The sequence below is a fragment of the Cognatishimia coralii genome (genome assembly GCF_037478305.1).
Classification (GTDB): Bacteria; Pseudomonadota; Alphaproteobacteria; order Rhodobacterales; family Rhodobacteraceae; genus Cognatishimia; species Cognatishimia coralii.
In genome coordinates, this window is the sequence record NZ_JBBGAZ010000001.1 from 612,312 (window position 1) to 629,980 (window position 17,669).

A 17,669-nucleotide genomic window follows, 5' to 3' on the forward strand; every position below is an offset into this window, starting at 1 on the left:
AGCCTATTCTGCTGCTTCGATGTCTTGGTTTAAGATAGGGATCTGCATTTCAAATACAGCCCCCCCGTCTTGGCCGTTTCTTGCCATCAACCGTCCCCCAAGGTCGTTCACGATGCCCGAGGAAATGGCAAGACCCAGCCCAACACCGTCACCGGGCTTCTTGGTGGTGTAGAAGGGTTCAAACAGATCGTTGAGGTTCTCAATTCCCGGCCCGTTGTCGCGCACCATGAGGCTCGCGGTTTCACCCTTGGCCAGGATCACCTCGATCTCGGGATCATCGCTGGATTGGGTCGCGTCCAGAGCATTCCTCAAAAGGTTGATCATCACCTGCTCAATCCGCATCCGATCCCCCAGCACATTGACCGGCTCATCAGGCAGCACACGGCGAATTTTTATTTGTCTTTGGCGCAGTTGCGGCTCCATCAGGGCCAGCGCAGAAGCCAGTGCTTCGCCCAATTCCACTGGGGTAAACTCGTCGCCAGCCTTGCGCGCATAGCTCTTGAGCTGCTTAGTGATTGCCCCCATGCGTTCGATCAAATCATCGATGCGTTTGAAACTGGACAGCGCCTCTTCGGGGCGGTTCCGATTAACCAACAATCGCGCCCCCGCCAGATAGGTTTTCATCGCCGCCAATGGCTGGTTCAACTCGTGCGATACGGCCGCTGACATCTCGCCCAAGGCGGCCAGTTTCGAGCTCTGCGCCAGCGATTGTTCGGCCACTTCAAGGCTCTGTTGCATGCGTTCACGCTCGGCGATTTCCCGCTGCAGGCGGTGGTTCAATGCGCGAAGGCTCGCCGATTCACGCTGGAACAGGGCGACTTTCTGAAACGAGCGCCGGCTCAGCAAATAGAAGGCCGCCGCCATCAGGATCGCGAATCCCATGATCTCAAGCGCCAGAACGCCGTTAACCCGCTCGCGCACGCCGGCATAGGTGGTGAAGCTGGCAATCTGCCAGCCGCGGAATGGAATGCGCGCGTCCTTGCGCAACACGGCCTCACCCTGAACGTAAGCGTCCGCAGGCAAAGCCGTCCAATCCGAGGTTGCCTGAATGGCGCGCTGAATCGCGCCTTGTGGCGGCTGACGCTGCAACGCCGCCTCTTCCGTCAAACCGCGCCAGCGCGGCTCGGTTGCCAGCAAGATCGTGCCTTCGGAATCTGTGACCAAAACCGCATCCGAAATCCCCGCCCAAGCGCGCTCGAATTTCTGCAGATCGACCTCAACGACGATGACGCCAAGCACCGCATTCTGCATCTCGACGCGCCGTGAATAGGCAAAATAATAGCCAGCCGCCTCGCGAGGCTCGACTGTAAACACCGTCACATTGCTGCGCATCGCGTCCACATAGGTCTGCGTCGGCTTGAGGTTCTCGCCCAGCCGATTGCGATCCGTGGCTGCCACGATCCGCCCATCCGCATCCAGCATCAGCAAAGACGCGGCCCCAATCTCCTCGACAAAGGAAATCAGCCGCGCGGTGGTCTGGGAATAGTCATCACCCTGTAGTGCCGAAATCAACGCCGGATCGCGCGCCAGCAACTGAGGCACAATGGCGCTGCGGCGCAACTCGGCCAAAAGGTTGCCCGAATAAAGCGCCAGCCGCACCTCAGCGCGGTTGCGTGTGGTTTCCGTAAAACGGTCCGTAAGATAGGCGTTTGTCACCCAAATGGTCGTAATCGCCACAGTCGCTAGGGCCAAAAGCAAAACACGCACACGCCAACTCAGCGTGCGCATGCCGCGCATTTTACCCAAGGCTGTCTCACTCCCGCTCATGGCTGCCAAGCTACGCCGCAGCCACGCCAAGCTCAAGTCAAGCAGAGACCACTTGCTCCATCAATGCGCTGAACATTGCCGATCCGTCGGTGCCGCCATGGCCCGCATCTGCGGCACGTTCCGGGTGCGGCATCATGCCAAGCACGCGTTTATTGGCCGAAAGCACGCCTGCGATATCGGCAACAGAGCCGTTCGGATTGTCGGTATAGGTAAAGGCCACACGACCCTCGCCCTGCAGACGCGCCAGCGTTTCATCGTCGGCAAAGTAATTGCCGTCATGGTGCGCGATTGGGATCTGGATCTCGTCGCCCTCGGTATAACCCGCGGTGAACGCCGTATCAGACGTCTCGACCTTCAGGCCCACCGTGCGGCAGATGTACTTAAGCCCCGCATTGCGACGCAGAGCGCCCGGCAAAAGGCCCGTCTCGGTCAGGATCTGAAACCCATTACAGACACCGAACACAAAGCCACCGGCCTCAGCATGTTTCACAACCGCCTGACAGATCGGCGAATTCGCGGCAATCGCACCGCAGCGCAGATAGTCGCCATAGGAAAACCCGCCCGGCACACCGACAAAATCGAGCCCCTCAGGCAAGGCCGTTTCCTTGTGCCAAACCATCGAGACATCCGCTCCCGCGCGCTCCAAAGCCACCGCCAGATCGCGGTCACAGTTAGAGCCAGGGAAAACCAGAACCGCCGCTTTCATCAGAGGATCTCCACGCGGTAGCTTTCGATAACCGTGTTCGCCAAGAGCTTTTCACACATCTCGTTGATCGTGTCCTCGGTGCTGCCGTCAGCCAGATCCAGCTCGATGACTTTGCCCTGACGCACGCCTTCAACGCCATCAAAGCCCAAAGACCCCAGCGCGTGTTTCACGGCCTCACCCTGCGGGTCCAAAACGCCGTTCTTCAGCATCACATAGACACGTGCTTTCATCTTTTTGGTCTCCAGCTCTTTCATCTTGCCAAAAATACTCAAAAGCCCCGGTCTCGCCGGGGCCTTCGCTTAGTTGATCAGGGTCGGCTTGCTCACAGGTGCCGATTTCGGCAGCACACCCAAACGGCGCGCGACCTCGGTATAGGCATCGGTCAGATTGCCCAGATCCTGACGGAACACATCCTTGTCCAGCTTCTGCCCGCTCTCGATATCCCAGAGGCGGCAGCTGTCAGGGCTGATCTCATCGGCCACAACCAGACGCTGGAAGTCGCCCTCATAGACCCGGCCGATCTCGATTTTAAAATCGATCAGCTTGATGCCAACGCCATACATAACACCCGAGAGGAAATCATTCACCCGCAGAGCGATGCTGACGATGTCGTCCATATCTTGCTGGCTCGCCCAGCCAAAGGCCGCGATATATTCTTCGGGCACAAGCGGATCGCCAAGGCTGTCGTCTTTGTAGCTATACTCGACAATAGGTCGCGGCAGTTGGGTGCCCTCTTCGATCCCCATGCGTTTGGACATGGAGCCAGCCGCAAAATTGCGCACGATCACCTCAAGCGGCACGATCTCGCAAGAGCGCACCAGTTGCTCGCGCATGTTCAGACGCTTCAGGAAATGGGTCGGCACGCCGATCTGACCCAGACCCACCATGAAATACTCGCTCAGGCGGTTGTTCAGCACGCCTTTGCCGTCAATCACGTCTTTCTTTTCGGCATTAAACGCGGTCGCATCGTCCTTGAAATATTGCACGATGGTGCCTGGCTCTGGGCCTTCATAAAGAACCTTCGCCTTGCCTTCATAGATCTTCTTGCCACGTGCCATTGAACGACTTTCCCGGGAATAGAAATGAATATGGGGCGCGCGAGTCCCCAAACTTGCGGCCCTCTTAAGCCATGGGCGAAAATCTCGCAAGCAGATGCGCCCATCTGTTGCGTGATTGCGTTTTTCGCCTATCTAATAGGCACAGGACAATTTTAACGAGGAGACCCTGAATGAGCACTTTTGACGATCGCGAAACCGCCTTTGAAGCCAAATTCGCCCATGACGAAGAAATGCAGTTCAAAGCCGAAGCGCGCGCCAACAAGCTGCTTGGTCTCTGGGCTGCGGACCTGCTTGGCAAGTCCGGCGATGAGGCTGAGGCCTATGCCAAAACCGTCGTGGTTGCTGATTTCGAAGAGGCTGGCAATGAGGACGTGATCCGAAAAGTCGCCGGAGATCTGGGCGATAAATCCAGCGCTGACGAAGTGCGCGCCAAGCTCGCCGAGACGCTCAAAGTCGCGAAAGACCAACTGCTTTCTGAAAGTTAATGGGTTAACCCACTCGCCCAAAAGGTTAACAACCCCGCCTGTTTTCCAGGCGGGGTTTTTCACATCAATGATCCCAGATGCGTTTATAGCCGCCGTTTGCGCCATATAAACAAGGCCCTTCGGTACTGAAAAACACCGAAATCGTCACACCTCAACCGCGGGGTGAACACATTCTGACCACTTTCTCCGCGTTAATTCTGGTTAAGGCGCAGAAGCGCTAGGCAACCAAAAATAAAATTCGGTCCGGTCAACGGACACGAGCTAAGGCGAAGGGTCAGAAGATGAAACAGGCGATGAAAAACGCCCCTAAGTTTGCGCGGCACATTGTGCCACTGGGCATCGGCGCAGCGTGCCTCTGGGCACTGAACAATCAACTCAGCGATATTGACTTCGGCACGCTTTGGGCGGCCTTGAAATCTGTGAGCCTCTGGCAATGGGCGCTTGCGATGGTCTTTACCGCGATCAGCTTTTTCGCCATTGCGCGCTATGACGTTGTCGCGCATCGGCATTTCCAAACAGGTATCTCCGGCCGTCGCGCCACCATCACAGGCGGTTCCGCCGTGGCCTTGGGTCAGACGCTGGGCATGGGCGCAGTTGTTGGCGGCTTCGTGCGCTGGCGCATGCTGTCAGGCCTTGGCGTTGTCAAAGCCGCCAAGATCACAGCCTTTGTCACCCTCTGCTTTATGTCTGCATGGGCGATCGTAACCTCTGCAGCCATCGTGGTTGCGCCAATGGCAGACATTCCCCTGTCCGTTCCAATGTGCGCGCTGATGCTGGCTGCAGGCCTCATGGCGCTGTCCTTCTTCAAGCCAAGCATCCGCGTCAAAGGCAAACGCGTAGAGCTGCCGACCGTGAAAGCCATGGTCGCAATGCTGGTGCTGTGCCTGATCGACACGCTTTTCGCGGCCGCAACCCTGTGGGTTCTGCTGCCTGCGGGCGTCATTGATCTGACCGTGGCGCAGCTTTTCCCGATCTATATGCTGGCTCTGGGCGCGGCCCTCTTGTCCGGCACTCCGGGCGGTGTTGGCCCGTTTGAACTCACTCTGCTGGCTCTTCTGCCATTCGCACCAGAAGCCGAGCTGATGGCAGCGGTTCTGGCCTTCCGTGTGGTCTACTACGCAATCCCAGCGGTTGTTGCAGGTGTCACCCTGCTGCGTCCAATGGCAATGGGCACCGAGGCCTTTGACCGTGAAGTCTCTTGCCTCGACACAACCCTGACCAAAGACACAGCACGTGCAGAACTGGGTGTTGTCCGTCAAAACGGCGGCGCGATTGTCAGCCTGAAAAGCGGCACCTGCGGTGTTGTGCGCACAGGTCAAACCCTGACCTCGATCTTTGATCCGGTCCACAACGGCGAAGATTTCGCGAAACATCTGCGTGCCTTTGCTCGCGAACAGAACCGCATCGTGTGCAAATACAAAATCACCGCACCGCACGCGATCAAAGCCCGCAAATCTGGCTGGGCCGTGCTGCGTGTCTCTGACGAAGCGATGGTGGATCCAGCCGGTCACACGATGGAAGGCTCTGCCTATCGTCAATTGCGTCGCAAGCTGAAGAAGGCTGAAAAAGAGGGTGTTCAGGTTGTTGAACAATCCACAGGCCTGCCTTTCGCCGAGATGAAGCGCGTCTCTGAAGCATGGGAATCCCGCAACGGCGGCGCCAAGGGCCTGTCCATGGGTCAATTCGAAGAAGACTATATACAGCGTCAGCGCACCTTCCTGGCTTGGAAAGAAGACGAGCTGGTTGGCTTTGTCACCTTCCACACCACGGGCCACGAATGGGCTCTGGACCTGATGCGCATCGCACCGGGTGCACCAGATGGCACAATGCATTTGATGGTGAATGAGGCGATACTAATGGCCCGCGAAGAAGAGGTTCCCAACGTCTCCCTCGCCGCGGCCCCTGTCCTGCCAAAGGACAACACCTCTATCGAAGGTCGTCTGCGCACGAAATACTTCGAGAAAGCCGGTGGCAAAGGTCTGCGTCAGTTCAAAGACTGCTTCAACCCAACATGGCAGCCGCTTTATATGGCAGCCCCGGGTCCAGCCCAGCTGGTGATCGCAGCGTTCGACCTGATCCGCTCGATCAAAAACGCAAAACCTGTGGCCAAACCTCGTGTTCAGGCCTTGCGTGTAGCTGCTTGATTTGACAGCGTTTCGATCCCCTTCCTTCGCCTAAAATCGAAACGCTTTCATAATCATATTGAAGAAAATGAAATTGCCGCTTCTGACGCCCTATGGCATCAGGAGCGGTACATCTTTTTCAAGGACTCATCTGATGACTAATGCCCTCTCTAAACTCCTAGAGACCCGCGACTGGCTTTTGACCGACGGCGCGACTGGCACGAACCTGTTTAACATGGGTTTGACCTCTGGCGACGCGCCAGAGATTTGGAACGATGAAAAGCCTGAAAACATTAAGAAACTCTATAAGCTGGCAGTGGACGCGGGGTCAGATATCTTTCTGACCAATTCCTTTGGCGGCAATGCGTCCCGCCTCAAGCTGCATGATTCAGCCCACCGCGTACGCGAGTTGAACCGCAAGGCAGCCGAAATCGGCCGCGAGGTAGCAGATAGCGCGGGCCGCCCAGTGATCGTTGCGGGATCTGTCGGGCCAACTGGCGACATCATGGAACCGGTCGGAGAGTTGACCCATGCCAATGCGGTCGAAATGTTCCACGAGCAAGCCGAGGGCCTAAAAGAAGGCGGCGCGGATATTTTGTGGGTCGAAACCATTTCTGCCCCCGAGGAATTCAAAGCCGCCGCCGAAGCTTTCGCACTGGCTGACATGCCATGGTGTGGCACCATGAGTTTTGACACCGCAGGTCGCACCATGATGGGCGTGACCTCTACCGACTTGGTAAACCTTGTCGAAGGCCTGCCAAATGCGCCGGTGGCCTTTGGGGCCAACTGCGGCACAGGCTCGCCTGACATGCTCCGCACGGTTCTCGGCTGTACAGCGCAGGGGTCCGATCGTCCAGTGATTGCCAAGGGCAACGCAGGAATTCCACGCTATAGCGACGGTGAGATCATCTATGACGGCACGCCCGAATTGATGGCGCGCTATGCCGAAATGGCGCTGGACGCAGGCGCGCGGATCATTGGCGGCTGCTGTGGCACAATGCCAGAACACCTGACGGCGATGCGCAACGCCTTGGAAAACTATGAAAAATCAGCGCGCCCGACGCTTGAGCTGATCGTCGACAAAATCGGTCCGTTCTCCTCCGAAAGCGATGGTACTGAGCAGAAAAGCTGCTGTGCAGACGGCACCTGCGGGGCTTCTGATAGCAGTGGCCGCCGGTCCCGCCGCCGTCGCCGCGCTTAAAACAAACTCAGCTGATCCCCCGCAACGATAGGCCGTTCAAACAGGTCGCATCGCAGCGGGGGCAAATCCTTGGGCAATCCCGTGCGCCGCATGGCAATCGCAACACGATGCGCGATCATTTGGGCGTAAGTGCCCTCGCCACGCATCCGCTTGCCCCACTCTGCGGAATAGTCTTGCCCGCCGTGCATCTCGCGGATCAAGGACATGACCTTGGCTTTGCGGTCCGGAAAATGCGTCGCAAGCCATTCCTGAAACAGCTCTGACACCTCAAGCGGCAGGCGCAGCATGGTCCAGCTGACCGCCTTCGCCCCAGCCGCAGCCCCCGCGCCGATGATCCGCTCCACCTCGTGATCCGTCAGCCCCGGCACCACTGGCGAGACCATCAACCGCACCGGAATGCCCTCAGACGCCAGCTTTTCAATCATCCGCAAACGCCGGTCCGGCGTCGGTGCGCGGGGTTCCATTAAACGGCTGACCTTCACATCCAAAGACGTCACAGAGATCCCAACCTTCACCAGCCCCTCGCTGGCCATACCTCTCAGAATATCCAGATCCCGCTCAATCAACGTGCCCTTGGTGACAATCCCAACCGGATGCTTGAAGTCCCGCAGAACCTCAAGGCAGTCCCGCATAATGCGCTGGCTTTTCTCAACGGGTTGATAAGGATCCGTGTTGGTCCCAATCGCAATCGGGGCCACCGCATAGCGGCGATTGCGCAGCTCTTTCTCCAGCAACTCCGCCGCGTTCGGTTTGGCGATCAAACGCGTCTCAAAATCGAGCCCCGGCGAATAGCCCGCATACGCATGCGTAGGGCGCGCGAAGCAATAGACACAGCCATGCTCACAGCCCCTATAAGGATTGATAGACCGATCAAATCCAAGATCCGGCGAGGCGTTGCGGGTGATGATCGTCTTGGCCGTCTCAAAGGACAAGTGCGTGCGGAAATCACCACGTTCTTCGTCAATGTCCCAACCGTCATGTATCTCTGATCGTTCAAGTTTTTCAAACCGCCCGGAGCTGTTGCTAACAGCACCGCGAGCGCGGCGTCGGGATGGGTCTATCAAGAGATCTGGATCATGGGGCATGCCTCAAATTAGAACACAACAAGAACACTTGCAATTCATAATCATGCTGCAAGAATTTCGATTGAAAACAGGCGTTTTCGGCGGCACAAGTCGCACTCAGCGCGGTCAGTGTCGCATATTTGACAGCCGATTCATGCGAAACACACGAAAGCTGACGGAAAGAAAACGGGCGCCAACGCCAAATCTTAAGGAAGAGCCAATGTCCGACGAAGAAGATATCATCCTCTCTGAACTCGACGACGAAGAACTTGTCGAACAGATGTTTGATGACCTCTACGATGGCCTGAAAGAGGAAATCGAAGAGGGAACCAACATTCTGCTGGAGCGCGGATGGGAACCCTATGACATCCTGACCAAAGCCTTGGTCGGTGGCATGACCATCGTTGGCGCGGACTTCCGCGATGGCATCCTGTTTGTGCCTGAGGTTCTTCTGGCCGCAAACGCGATGAAGGGCGGCATGGCGATCCTGAAGCCTTTGTTGGCTGAAACCGGCGCGCCGCGTGTTGGTAAAATGGTCATCGGCACCGTAAAAGGTGACATCCACGACATCGGCAAAAACCTTGTCGGCATGATGATGGAAGGCGCAGGCTTTGAGGTTGTTGATCTGGGCATCAACAACGCGGTTGAAAGCTATCTCGAAGCGCTTGAAGCTGAAAAACCAGACATCCTGGGCATGTCCGCCCTGCTGACAACTACCATGCCTTACATGAAAGTCGTGATCGACACGATGGTCGAGCAAGGCATCCGCGAGGACTATGTGGTTCTGGTCGGTGGCGCGCCGCTGAACGAAGAGTTCGGCAAAGCGATCGGTGCAGACGCCTATTGCCGTGACGCGGCGGTTGCGGTTGAGACCGCCAAAGAGATGATGGGTCGCAAGCACAACGCGCTGAACGCGTAAGCGAGCGATACATTCCAAATTGATCGGGCTCGCTTTTTCGTGAAAAAAGCGGGCCTGTTTTTTTGTAAAAACCAGGTGCGCCGGATGGACCTAAGTGACGAAGACCTGACCCGTGATGGCCTGAAAGCTGAGGCCGCCAAGGGCCGCATTCTGCTCATTGCTTGCGGGGCTTTGGCGCGCGAGATTCTTGATCTGCAAAAGGCCAATGGCTGGGACCACATGGTGCTGACCTGCCTGCCCGCGATCTATCACCTGCATCCCGAAAAAATCCCCACCGAGGTGCGCAAGATCGTCGAAGAAAAACGCGACGATTTCGCCCAGATCTTTGTCGTCTATGCGGATTGTGGCACCGGCGGGATCCTCAAAAACACCTGCGACGAATTGGGGGTCGAAATGGTGCAAGGCCCTCATTGTTATAGCTTTTATGAGGGCAACGACCGTTTTGCAGAACTTTCAGAAAACGAGTTCACCTCCTTTTACCTCACCGATTTCCTTGTCCGTCAGTTTGACGCTTTTATCATGAAACCCATGGGGCTGGATAAACACCCAGAGCTGCGGGACATGATCTTTGGCAACTACGAAAAGCTGGTCTATCAGGCGCAGATCGAAGACCCTGCGCTAAAGGCCAAGGCCGCCGAATGTGCGGAGCGTCTGGGGCTAGAATTTGAATACCGGTTTACCGGCTATGGCGATCTGAAATCGGCGCTGAAAGCACTAAACTAGCGATGTCACCCAAAGGATTTCCGCATCCTCTTGGCTGACCGACACCACATTATGCCCCATGGTCGCGTCATAATAGGCGCTGTCCCCGCGACGCATTTCAATCGGTTCGTAGAACTCTGTGTAAAGCTTCACGACTCCGGTCAGCACATAGAGAAATTCTTCGCCATCATGGCGCACCCAGCCGTCAAATTCCTCGACCGACCGCGCCCGAACCCGCGCCTTATAGGGCAGCATCTGCTTCTTTGAGAGCTGCTCGGCCAGCAATTCATGCTCATAGGTGGTCGTGGCACGTTTCGCACCCTGCCCGTTCTTATTCACAGACATGCGCCCATTGATCTGATCACGCTCTGGAGGTGTGAACAACTGCGGCACCGAGATCTGCAGACCTTCAGCCAGCTTGCGCAACGCGTCATAGGTCGGCGACATCTGACCGTTTTCGATCTTGGACAAGGTAGATCGCGCCAAACCGGCCTGATTTGCCGCCCGCTCGAGCGTCCAATCCCGCGCCTTGCGCAGCTCGCGCACGCGCGCGCCCAGATCTAATGGCTCTGGTTCGTCTTGAACGCCATTTTCGCGGGCCACTTGGATCAGGCTTTTGGGGTCTTTGTCACTCATGACGGTGCTTCTAGGCCTCACTTCGCGAAACTGCAAGGCTGAGAACCTTGTGTCGCTGGGGTGCCATGGCCTAGCAGAGCATATGACCTCTGTTTTCCATCAAGGCGATCCCGCGCCCTGCCCTGTGCCGTTCAACTACGCAGCACATGTCCTACAGCACGTAAACGAACTAAATTCAAAAACCGCGCTTATTATCGCGAATAGGACTAGGTATGAAAATTGGACCTATGGAGAATTATCCAACCTAATTCAGTCTATCCTAGTAGAGTTTAAAACAGCGTTCATCGCACCCGGAGACATCCTGCTCATGCGAATGGGCAATACTTTGGAGTTTCCAGCCACTTATTTGGCCGCCTTGGCCATGGGCGCGGTGCCTGTGCCGACATCTCCGATGCTGACAGAAGCCGAAATCGCGAAAATCATCGCAGAATTGCGTCCCAAGGCGATCGTCAGAGACCCAAAGCTCGATTTGCCTAACGTGGAAACGCCCGTCATCACTTTGCCGGAAACATTGACAGCACAAGATCCGATCCAGTTTCACATGGGCGATCCAAACCGGCTTGGCTATATCGTCTACACCTCTGGAACCTCTGGAAAACCCATGGCTGTCGCACATGCCCATCGCGCAATTTGGGCGCGGCAGATGATGATTTCCGACTGGTATGATCTGCGCCCAAGCGACCGGGTGTTTCACGCAGGCGCCTTCAATTGGACCTTCACCATGGGCACCGGATTGATGGATCCCTGGTCTGTCGGCGCGACAAGCCTGATCCCCGCGCCAGAGACCAAAATCGACGATATTCCAGATTTATTGCGAAACCACAAGGCGACTATATTCGCAGCAGCTCCAGGCGTTTACAGAAAGCTTTTAAAGCAAAAGACGAACCTATCTGACCTTGCCCTGCGCCATGGCCTCTGCGCCGGAGAAAAGCTGTCTGAAGACCTTCGCAAAGCATGGCAGGACGCCACGGGGTGCGATGTGCATGAGGCTTTTGGCATGTCGGAATGCTCGACCTTTATTTCCGGATCTCCCGCAAACCCTTGTAAACCCGGCACGCTCGGACGTCCCCAAAAAGGCCGCCACATCGCAATTCTAAACGGCAACACACCAGCCCAAATCAACTCCCCCGGCGAAATCGCCGTGCATCGCGGCGATCCGGGCCTCATGCTGGGCTATCACAATGCCTCTGACGCCACCGCCGCCAAATTCCGCGGCGATTGGTTTGTGACCGGCGACCTTGGATCAATGGACCAGGACGGCAATGTTACTTACTTAGGCCGCGCGGATGACATGATGAACGCAGGCGGCTATCGCGTCTCACCGCTCGAGGTAGAGGACGCTCTGCGCCAGCATCCGGACATCGAACAAATCGCAGTCACAGACGTCGAAGTCGCCGAAGACGCCCGCGTCATCGCCGCCTTTTACACATCTGCGTCAGAGATCGCAGAAGAAGATTTAAAGCGTTTTGCCAATTCCTTTTTAGCCAGCTACAAACAGCCCCGCATCTATCAACGCGTTGACGTACTGCCGACCAATCCAAACGGCAAATTGTCTCGCAAACTGATGCGCCAAACCTTTGAGGCCCAAAATGACCGCACCGATAAAACTTGATGTCCTGTCTGATCCGATCTGCCCCTGGTGCTATATCGGGAAAACCCATTTGGATCGGGCACTTGCGGCCGAAGAAGACCATCCTTTCGTGATCGAATGGCACCCGTTTCAGCTGAATCCTGACATGCCAGAGGATGGCATGGATCGTCGCGAGTATCTCGAACGTAAATTTGGTGGTAAGGATGGCGCGATCCGTGTTTACGGCCAGATCGCGCAACATGCCGAGGACGCGGGGATCGAGATCGACTTTGCTGCAATCCAGAAAACGCCAAACACAGTCAATGCGCATCGTTTGATCCATTGGGCGGGCATTGAAGGCAAACAAAACGAGATCGTGGACGCTCTGTTTTCTGCATATTTCAAAGAAGGCCGCGATATCGGGGATATCGAAACTCTCGCAGACATCGCAGACAATGCCGGAATGGACGCAGCTGTCGTAACACGGCTTCTGAAAAGCGACGAAGACAAGCAAAGCATCCGCGATCGAGACGTTCACAGTCGCGAAATGGGTGTGAATTCCGTGCCTACCTTCATTGTTGGCAGCCGCCATGCGGTCCCGGGTGCTCAGCCACCGGAACTGTGGCAGAAGGTGATCAAAGAACTGCGCGAGCAGGCCGAGGGTGCTGAATAAACAGATCGCACGAGTGGGTTGCATCGACGCATCTTTAGGGTAGTCTAGCCCTATCGACGCGTCGAGTTGCACGATTTTGCAAGGGCGCGGTCGTCAACCAAAGGATCGCCCCGTGACTGACCAACGCCGCTTGTCGGAATTGGAATTCATTGCGTTGACCGCAATGCTTTTCGCCACCATCGCCTTTTCCATCGACGCCATGCTGCCCGCATTGACCGTCATGGGAGAGGAACTCAGCCCTGCTGACCCAGAGCGCGCCACTTTGGTGGTCGGCATCTTTGTTTTGGGCATGGGCATCGGCACGTTCTTTGCAGGTCCATTGTCGGATGCCTTTGGCAGAAAGCCTGTGATCTTAGGGGGTTACGTCCTTTATACCATTGGCGCAGTGATGGCGGCGACGGCGAGCAGCCTTGAGTCCGTTCTTGCGGGACGTCTGATCCAGGGTCTCGCGGTCGCAGGCCCGCGCATTGCCGCCTTGGCCATGGTCCGAGACCTCTATAGCGGGGAACGCATGGCCTCGATTAGCTCTTACTCGATGATGATCTTTGTACTCGTCCCCGCCGTCGCGCCTTTGATCGGCCAACAGATCATGATTGCTTTCGGCTGGCGCGCGATTTTCGTTTCTTTCGTTCTGTTTGCCATTGTCATCGGCACATGGCTGGCCACGCGGCAACCCGAAACCTTGCAGCGCGAAAATCGAGTCCCCATTTCCGCGCGCGCCATGGGCAACGCGGTTGTCGAATGCCTCTCAAACCGCGTCTTTCGATTTTCGGTCACCGTTCTAACGCTGACCTTCGCGGGACTTTTTGCGCTGATTTCATCCGTGCAACCGATCTACGCCGAGAGCTTTGGCGCCGCAGAGACCTTCCCCTATTGGTTCGCAGGTTCCGCCCTTTTGGCCATTCCCGGCAATTTCCTGAACGGAAGGCTAGTGCTGCGCTACGGAATGCGATTGCTGGTGAAATCCGCAGTTTTAGGCCATCTGGTCATGACAATCCTGATGCTCGGCTTACTGCTGAGCGGGAACATGACAATCTTGACGTTCTTTATCTACTCCACATCTTTCATGTTCTCGATGAGCTTCGTTTTCCCAAATCTCACGGCCCTGTCGATGGAACCCATGGGCCATATCGCAGGCCTCGCGGCCTCGGTGAACGGGGCCATTTCCACGATCCTCGCAGCGGCCCTCGCGATCCCAATTGGGCTGGCCTTTGACGGCACACCGCGCGCGGTTCTGATCGGGACTTTCATTGGCTTGGCAATCAGTTACGCCTTGATGCTTAAGTTAGGTCCTAGGCCTGCGAATGAGGCCTAGGCCTTTTTCTTAGGCTTCGCCTTCACTGCCAAATCCCGCGCAATTTCAAAGGCACCACGGATCTTGTCGCGGTTGTTTTTCCAGTCACGCCGCACGACGATCTTATTGTCCTTGATCTTTGCCAAGCCGCGCTGATCCTGAATAAAGGCCACCAGACCTTCAGGCGAGGCGAACTTGTCATTGTGGAACTGAATGGTCGCGCCCTTCGGCCCGCCGTCCAGTTTCGCGATCCCTGCCCGTTTACACATCGCTTTGATGCGCACGACCAGCAAGAGCGTGTTCACCTCATTCGGCAGCTTGCCAAAGCGGTCGATGAGTTCGGCCGCAAAGCCTTCTAGCTCGACTTTGTTGGTGAGGCTCGACAGACGACGATAGAGCCCCAGACGCACGTCCAGATCCGGCACGTAATCTTCAGGAATCAGAACCGGCACGCCCAGATTGATCTGCGGGGCCCATTGATCGTCGACCTCAGACAGGCCTTCCATCTCGCCCGCACGGATCTTGGCGATCGCCTCTTCGAGCATGCTTTGGTAAAGCTCATAGCCCACATCACGCATCTGACCAGATTGCTCTTCGCCCAAAAGGTTCCCTGCCCCACGGATATCAAGGTCTTGAGAAGCCAGCGTAAATCCGGCCCCAAGTGTATCGAGCGAGCCAAGAACGCGCAGACGCTTTTCGGCCGCTGGCGTCAAAGGTTTGCGCGGTTTCGTCGTCAGATAGGCATAGGCGCGGGTCTTGGAGCGCCCCACGCGGCCACGGATCTGATACAACTGGCTCAGGCCAAACATATCGGCGCGATGGACGACCATTGTATTGGCCGTCGGGATATCGAGGCCCGATTCCACAATCGTTGTCGCCAAAAGCACATCGTATTTGCCATCATAGAAAGCGTTCATCCGGTCATCCAGCTCTCCTGCGGCCATTTGGCCATGGGCGACCACATAGGTCAGCTCAGGGAGCTGTTCCTTCAGGAACTCTTCGATTTCAGGCAGATCAGAGATGCGTGGGACCACGTAGAAGGACTGGCCGCCGCGATAATGTTCGCGCAAGAGCGCCTCACGGATGGTCACTCCGTCAAACTCGCTGACGTAAGTGCGGATCGCCAGGCGATCCACAGGCGGCGTGCCGATGATCGACAGATCTCGCACGCCAGAGAGGCTGAGTTGCAGCGTCCGAGGGATCGGCGTCGCGGTCAGGGTCAAAACATGGACGTCGGACCGCAGTTGTTTCAGGCGTTCTTTATGGGCCACCCCAAAGTGCTGTTCTTCATCAACAATCAGCAGGCCAAGATTCTGGAATTTAATGTTTTTAGCCAGCAACGCATGGGTGCCAACCACGATATCAACCGTTCCACGCGACATGCCATCGCGGGTTTTCTCTGCCTCTTTCGCGGACACAAAACGAGACAGCCCGCGCACTTCCAATGGGAAACCCCGGAAGCGTTCTGAGAAGCTCTTGAGGTGCTGTCGGGCCAGCAATGTCGTCGGCGCAATCACCGCGACCTGCACGCCTGACATCGCCGCCGCAAAGGCCGCGCGCATGGCGACTTCGGTTTTGCCAAAGCCCACATCGCCACAGACCAAACGATCCATCGGCAGACCCGACGCCAGATCCTCCATCACATCACCAATGGCGCTGAGCTGATCTTCGGTTTCGCTATAGGGGAAACGCGCGGAAAAAGCCTCCCAGGCGTGATGCGGTGCCTCGAGCATAGGCGCTTTGCGCAAGGCACGCTCGGCGGCCACGCGAATGAGCTTATCCGCCATTTCGCGGATGCGCTCTTTCAGTTTGGCCTTCTTCGCTTGCCAGGCCCCGCCACCAAGACGGTCCAGCAGCCCTTCGTCATGGCCGTATTTCGACAAGAGCTCGATGTTTTCGACCGGTAGATACAGCTTGGCCTTCTCGGCATATTCAAGGCTGATGCATTCATGCGCCGCGCCCGCCGCCGTGATGACCTCTAGCCCGTGATAGCGGCCGATCCCGTGATCCACATGCACGACCAAATCACCGGGACTAAGCGATTGCGTTTCGGTCAGGAAATTCTCGGCCTTGCGCCGTTTTTTCGGCGCGCGGATCAGGCGGTCGCCCAGCACGTCCTGCTCGGAAATCACCGTCAGACCGGGAGCCTCAAAGCCGCTTTCCAGCGCCCAAACGGCCAGATAGAGCCCGGATTTACCGATGGCTTTGGCGTCTTTGATGGCGATGGTCTCGGCAAGGCCTTCATCTTCGATAAGGCCACTCAGACGTTCCCGCGCACCTTCGGAATAGGACGCAACGACCACCGGCCCATTGTAAAGTTTCGCATTAATATGATCTGCAAGAGCACTGAAAAGGCTCACGTTTTCCAACTGTCGCTCTGGCGAGAAATTCCGGCCAATCCGCGCCATCTTGTCAATCGCGCCAGGCCCTGACGCCTGTGGGAGCGGCTTGAAATTCAGCACTCGACGCGAGCCAACGGCCTCACTCCATGCCGCATCGTCCATATACAGCAACTCTGCAGGCACAGGTTTATAGACCGTGTCCAACCGGTTCTTTTGAGTCAACGCATGGGCGCGGGTTTCGTATTGATCCTTGACCGAGTCCCAGCGGGCCAAACGCGACGGCTCGCACTGATCATCCACGCTGATCGACGCCTCTGGCAGATAGTCGAACAGTGTCTCCAGCCGCTCATGAAAGAACGGCAACCAATGCTCAATCCCCTGATGTTTGCGCCCTGCTGACACCGCCTCATACAAAGGGTCATCCGTGCCAGCCGCCCCAAACTCGATGCGATAATTCTGCCGGAACCGCGTGATCGCCGCCTCATCCAGAATGACCTCCGACACAGGGGCAAGTTCCACCAAGTCCAGCGTTTCCGTCGTGCGCTGCGACACAGGATCAAAGCGGCGCGCGCCGTCCAGAACGTCTCCGAACAAATCAAGCCGAACAGGCCCGCCCTCTCCGGGCGGGTAGATGTCGATGATACCGCCGCGGATCGCGTAGTCTCCGGGCTCCATCACCGTGGGCGCTTGGGTAAAGCCCATCCGTACCAGAAATTCGCGAAGTTCCTTTTCGTTGACCTGATAGTTCACCTGCGCGCGAAACGCCGCGTCTTTCAGAACCTCGCGCGCGGGAACCCGTTGCGTTGCCGCATTCAGCGTCGTCAACAGGACGAACTGCTTTGGCATCCCATGCACCAGCCCCGCCAAGGTCGCCATCCGTGCCGCTGCAATATCCGCATTCGGCGAGACGCGGTCATATGGCAAGCAATCCCAGCCAGGGAATACCACCACAGGCACATCCGGCCCAAAGAAGGCCAGCGCCGCCTGCATTGCCGCCAGTCGCTTGTCGTCCCGTGCTATATGCAGAACCGGACCGCCCGAACGCTCCATTTCCTCGAGGATCAGCTTGGCGTCGAACCCTTCGGGCGCGCCACCTACGGTGACGTGATGTTGTGTCGTCATGTCAGCC

Annotated in this window: 15 protein-coding genes; 8 read left to right on the top strand and 7 right to left on the bottom strand. The window is 56.9% G+C overall.

Going from position 1 to position 17,669, the window contains the following annotated elements; translation table 11 throughout:
- Window positions 1–3: 3 nt before the first annotated feature.
- From WG622_RS03165 to purC, 4 genes are all read right to left on the bottom strand, one after another.
- On the bottom strand, window positions 4–1,767 hold the full coding sequence (locus tag WG622_RS03165) for a sensor histidine kinase (RefSeq protein WP_339402249.1): 1,764 nt from the start codon (window positions 1,765–1,767) through the stop codon (window positions 4–6).
- A 37-nt stretch (window positions 1,768–1,804) separates the two neighbouring features.
- Window positions 1,805–2,473, bottom strand: a complete 669-nt coding sequence (gene purQ, locus WG622_RS03170; RefSeq protein ID WP_339402250.1) for a phosphoribosylformylglycinamidine synthase subunit PurQ — start codon at window positions 2,471–2,473, stop codon at window positions 1,805–1,807.
- On the bottom strand, window positions 2,473–2,703 hold the full coding sequence (gene purS, locus WG622_RS03175) for a phosphoribosylformylglycinamidine synthase subunit PurS (RefSeq protein ID WP_339402251.1): 231 nt from the start codon (window positions 2,701–2,703) through the stop codon (window positions 2,473–2,475). The genes purQ and purS overlap by 1 nt, the downstream gene beginning before the upstream one ends.
- Before the next feature lie 69 nt (window positions 2,704–2,772).
- Window positions 2,773–3,531 carry a phosphoribosylaminoimidazolesuccinocarboxamide synthase gene (gene purC, locus WG622_RS03180; protein WP_339402252.1) on the bottom strand — a complete coding sequence of 253 codons (759 nt, stop codon included), beginning with the start codon at window positions 3,529–3,531 and terminating at the stop codon, window positions 2,773–2,775.
- Between the two features lie 170 nt (window positions 3,532–3,701).
- Between purC and WG622_RS03185 the strand changes: the two genes are divergently transcribed.
- From WG622_RS03185 to bmt, 3 genes are all read left to right on the top strand, one after another.
- A complete protein-coding gene (locus WG622_RS03185) occupies window positions 3,702–4,016 on the top strand; it encodes a DUF1476 domain-containing protein (protein WP_339402253.1) in 315 nt (104 codons plus the stop codon).
- A 281-nt stretch (window positions 4,017–4,297) separates the two neighbouring features.
- The gene (locus tag WG622_RS03190; protein ID WP_339402254.1) at window positions 4,298–6,160 is read left to right on the top strand and encodes a bifunctional lysylphosphatidylglycerol flippase/synthetase MprF; all 1,863 of its coding nucleotides are present in this window, start codon (window positions 4,298–4,300) and stop codon (window positions 6,158–6,160) included.
- Window positions 6,161–6,293: 133 nt separating this feature from the next.
- Window positions 6,294–7,340: a betaine--homocysteine S-methyltransferase gene (bmt, locus tag WG622_RS03195; RefSeq protein ID WP_339402255.1), complete on the top strand. Its 1,047-nt coding sequence runs from the start codon at window positions 6,294–6,296 to the stop codon at window positions 7,338–7,340.
- Here the strand turns inward: bmt and WG622_RS03200 are convergent.
- A complete protein-coding gene (locus WG622_RS03200; RefSeq protein ID WP_339402256.1) occupies window positions 7,337–8,425 on the bottom strand; it encodes a PA0069 family radical SAM protein in 1,089 nt (362 codons plus the stop codon). The two genes, bmt and WG622_RS03200, sit on opposite strands and share 4 nt — an antisense overlap.
- Window positions 8,426–8,624: 199 nt before the next feature.
- Between WG622_RS03200 and WG622_RS03205 the strand changes: the two genes are divergently transcribed.
- Entirely contained in the window at window positions 8,625–9,323 is a 699-nt protein-coding gene (locus WG622_RS03205) for a corrinoid protein (RefSeq protein WP_209356447.1), read from the top strand.
- An 84-nt stretch (window positions 9,324–9,407) separates the two neighbouring features.
- Window positions 9,408–10,046, top strand: a complete 639-nt coding sequence (locus tag WG622_RS03210) for a DUF1638 domain-containing protein (protein WP_339402257.1) — start codon at window positions 9,408–9,410, stop codon at window positions 10,044–10,046.
- Here the strand turns inward: WG622_RS03210 and WG622_RS03215 are convergent.
- On the bottom strand, window positions 10,038–10,661 hold the full coding sequence (locus WG622_RS03215) for a helix-turn-helix domain-containing protein (protein WP_339402258.1): 624 nt from the start codon (window positions 10,659–10,661) through the stop codon (window positions 10,038–10,040). The genes WG622_RS03210 and WG622_RS03215 overlap by 9 nt on opposite strands.
- A gap of 82 nt (window positions 10,662–10,743) precedes the next feature.
- On the opposite strand from WG622_RS03215, the gene WG622_RS03220 reads away from it, so the two are divergent.
- The 3 genes from WG622_RS03220 to WG622_RS03230 all read left to right on the top strand — a co-directional run bounded on the left by WG622_RS03220 (window position 10,744) and on the right by WG622_RS03230 (window position 14,219).
- Window positions 10,744–12,273, top strand: a complete 1,530-nt coding sequence (locus tag WG622_RS03220) for a class I adenylate-forming enzyme family protein (protein ID WP_339402259.1) — start codon at window positions 10,744–10,746, stop codon at window positions 12,271–12,273.
- Window positions 12,251–12,904, top strand: a complete 654-nt coding sequence (locus WG622_RS03225; RefSeq protein WP_339402260.1) for a DsbA family oxidoreductase — start codon at window positions 12,251–12,253, stop codon at window positions 12,902–12,904. The genes WG622_RS03220 and WG622_RS03225 overlap by 23 nt, the downstream gene beginning before the upstream one ends.
- A gap of 112 nt (window positions 12,905–13,016) precedes the next feature.
- Window positions 13,017–14,219 (top strand): multidrug effflux MFS transporter, encoded by a 1,203-nt coding sequence (locus tag WG622_RS03230; RefSeq protein ID WP_339402261.1) that lies wholly within the window; start codon window positions 13,017–13,019, stop codon window positions 14,217–14,219.
- Here the strand turns inward: WG622_RS03230 and mfd are convergent.
- Window positions 14,216–17,662, bottom strand: a complete 3,447-nt coding sequence (mfd, locus tag WG622_RS03235) for a transcription-repair coupling factor (protein ID WP_339402262.1) — start codon at window positions 17,660–17,662, stop codon at window positions 14,216–14,218. The two genes, WG622_RS03230 and mfd, sit on opposite strands and share 4 nt — an antisense overlap.
- Window positions 17,663–17,669: the final 7 nt, after the last annotated feature.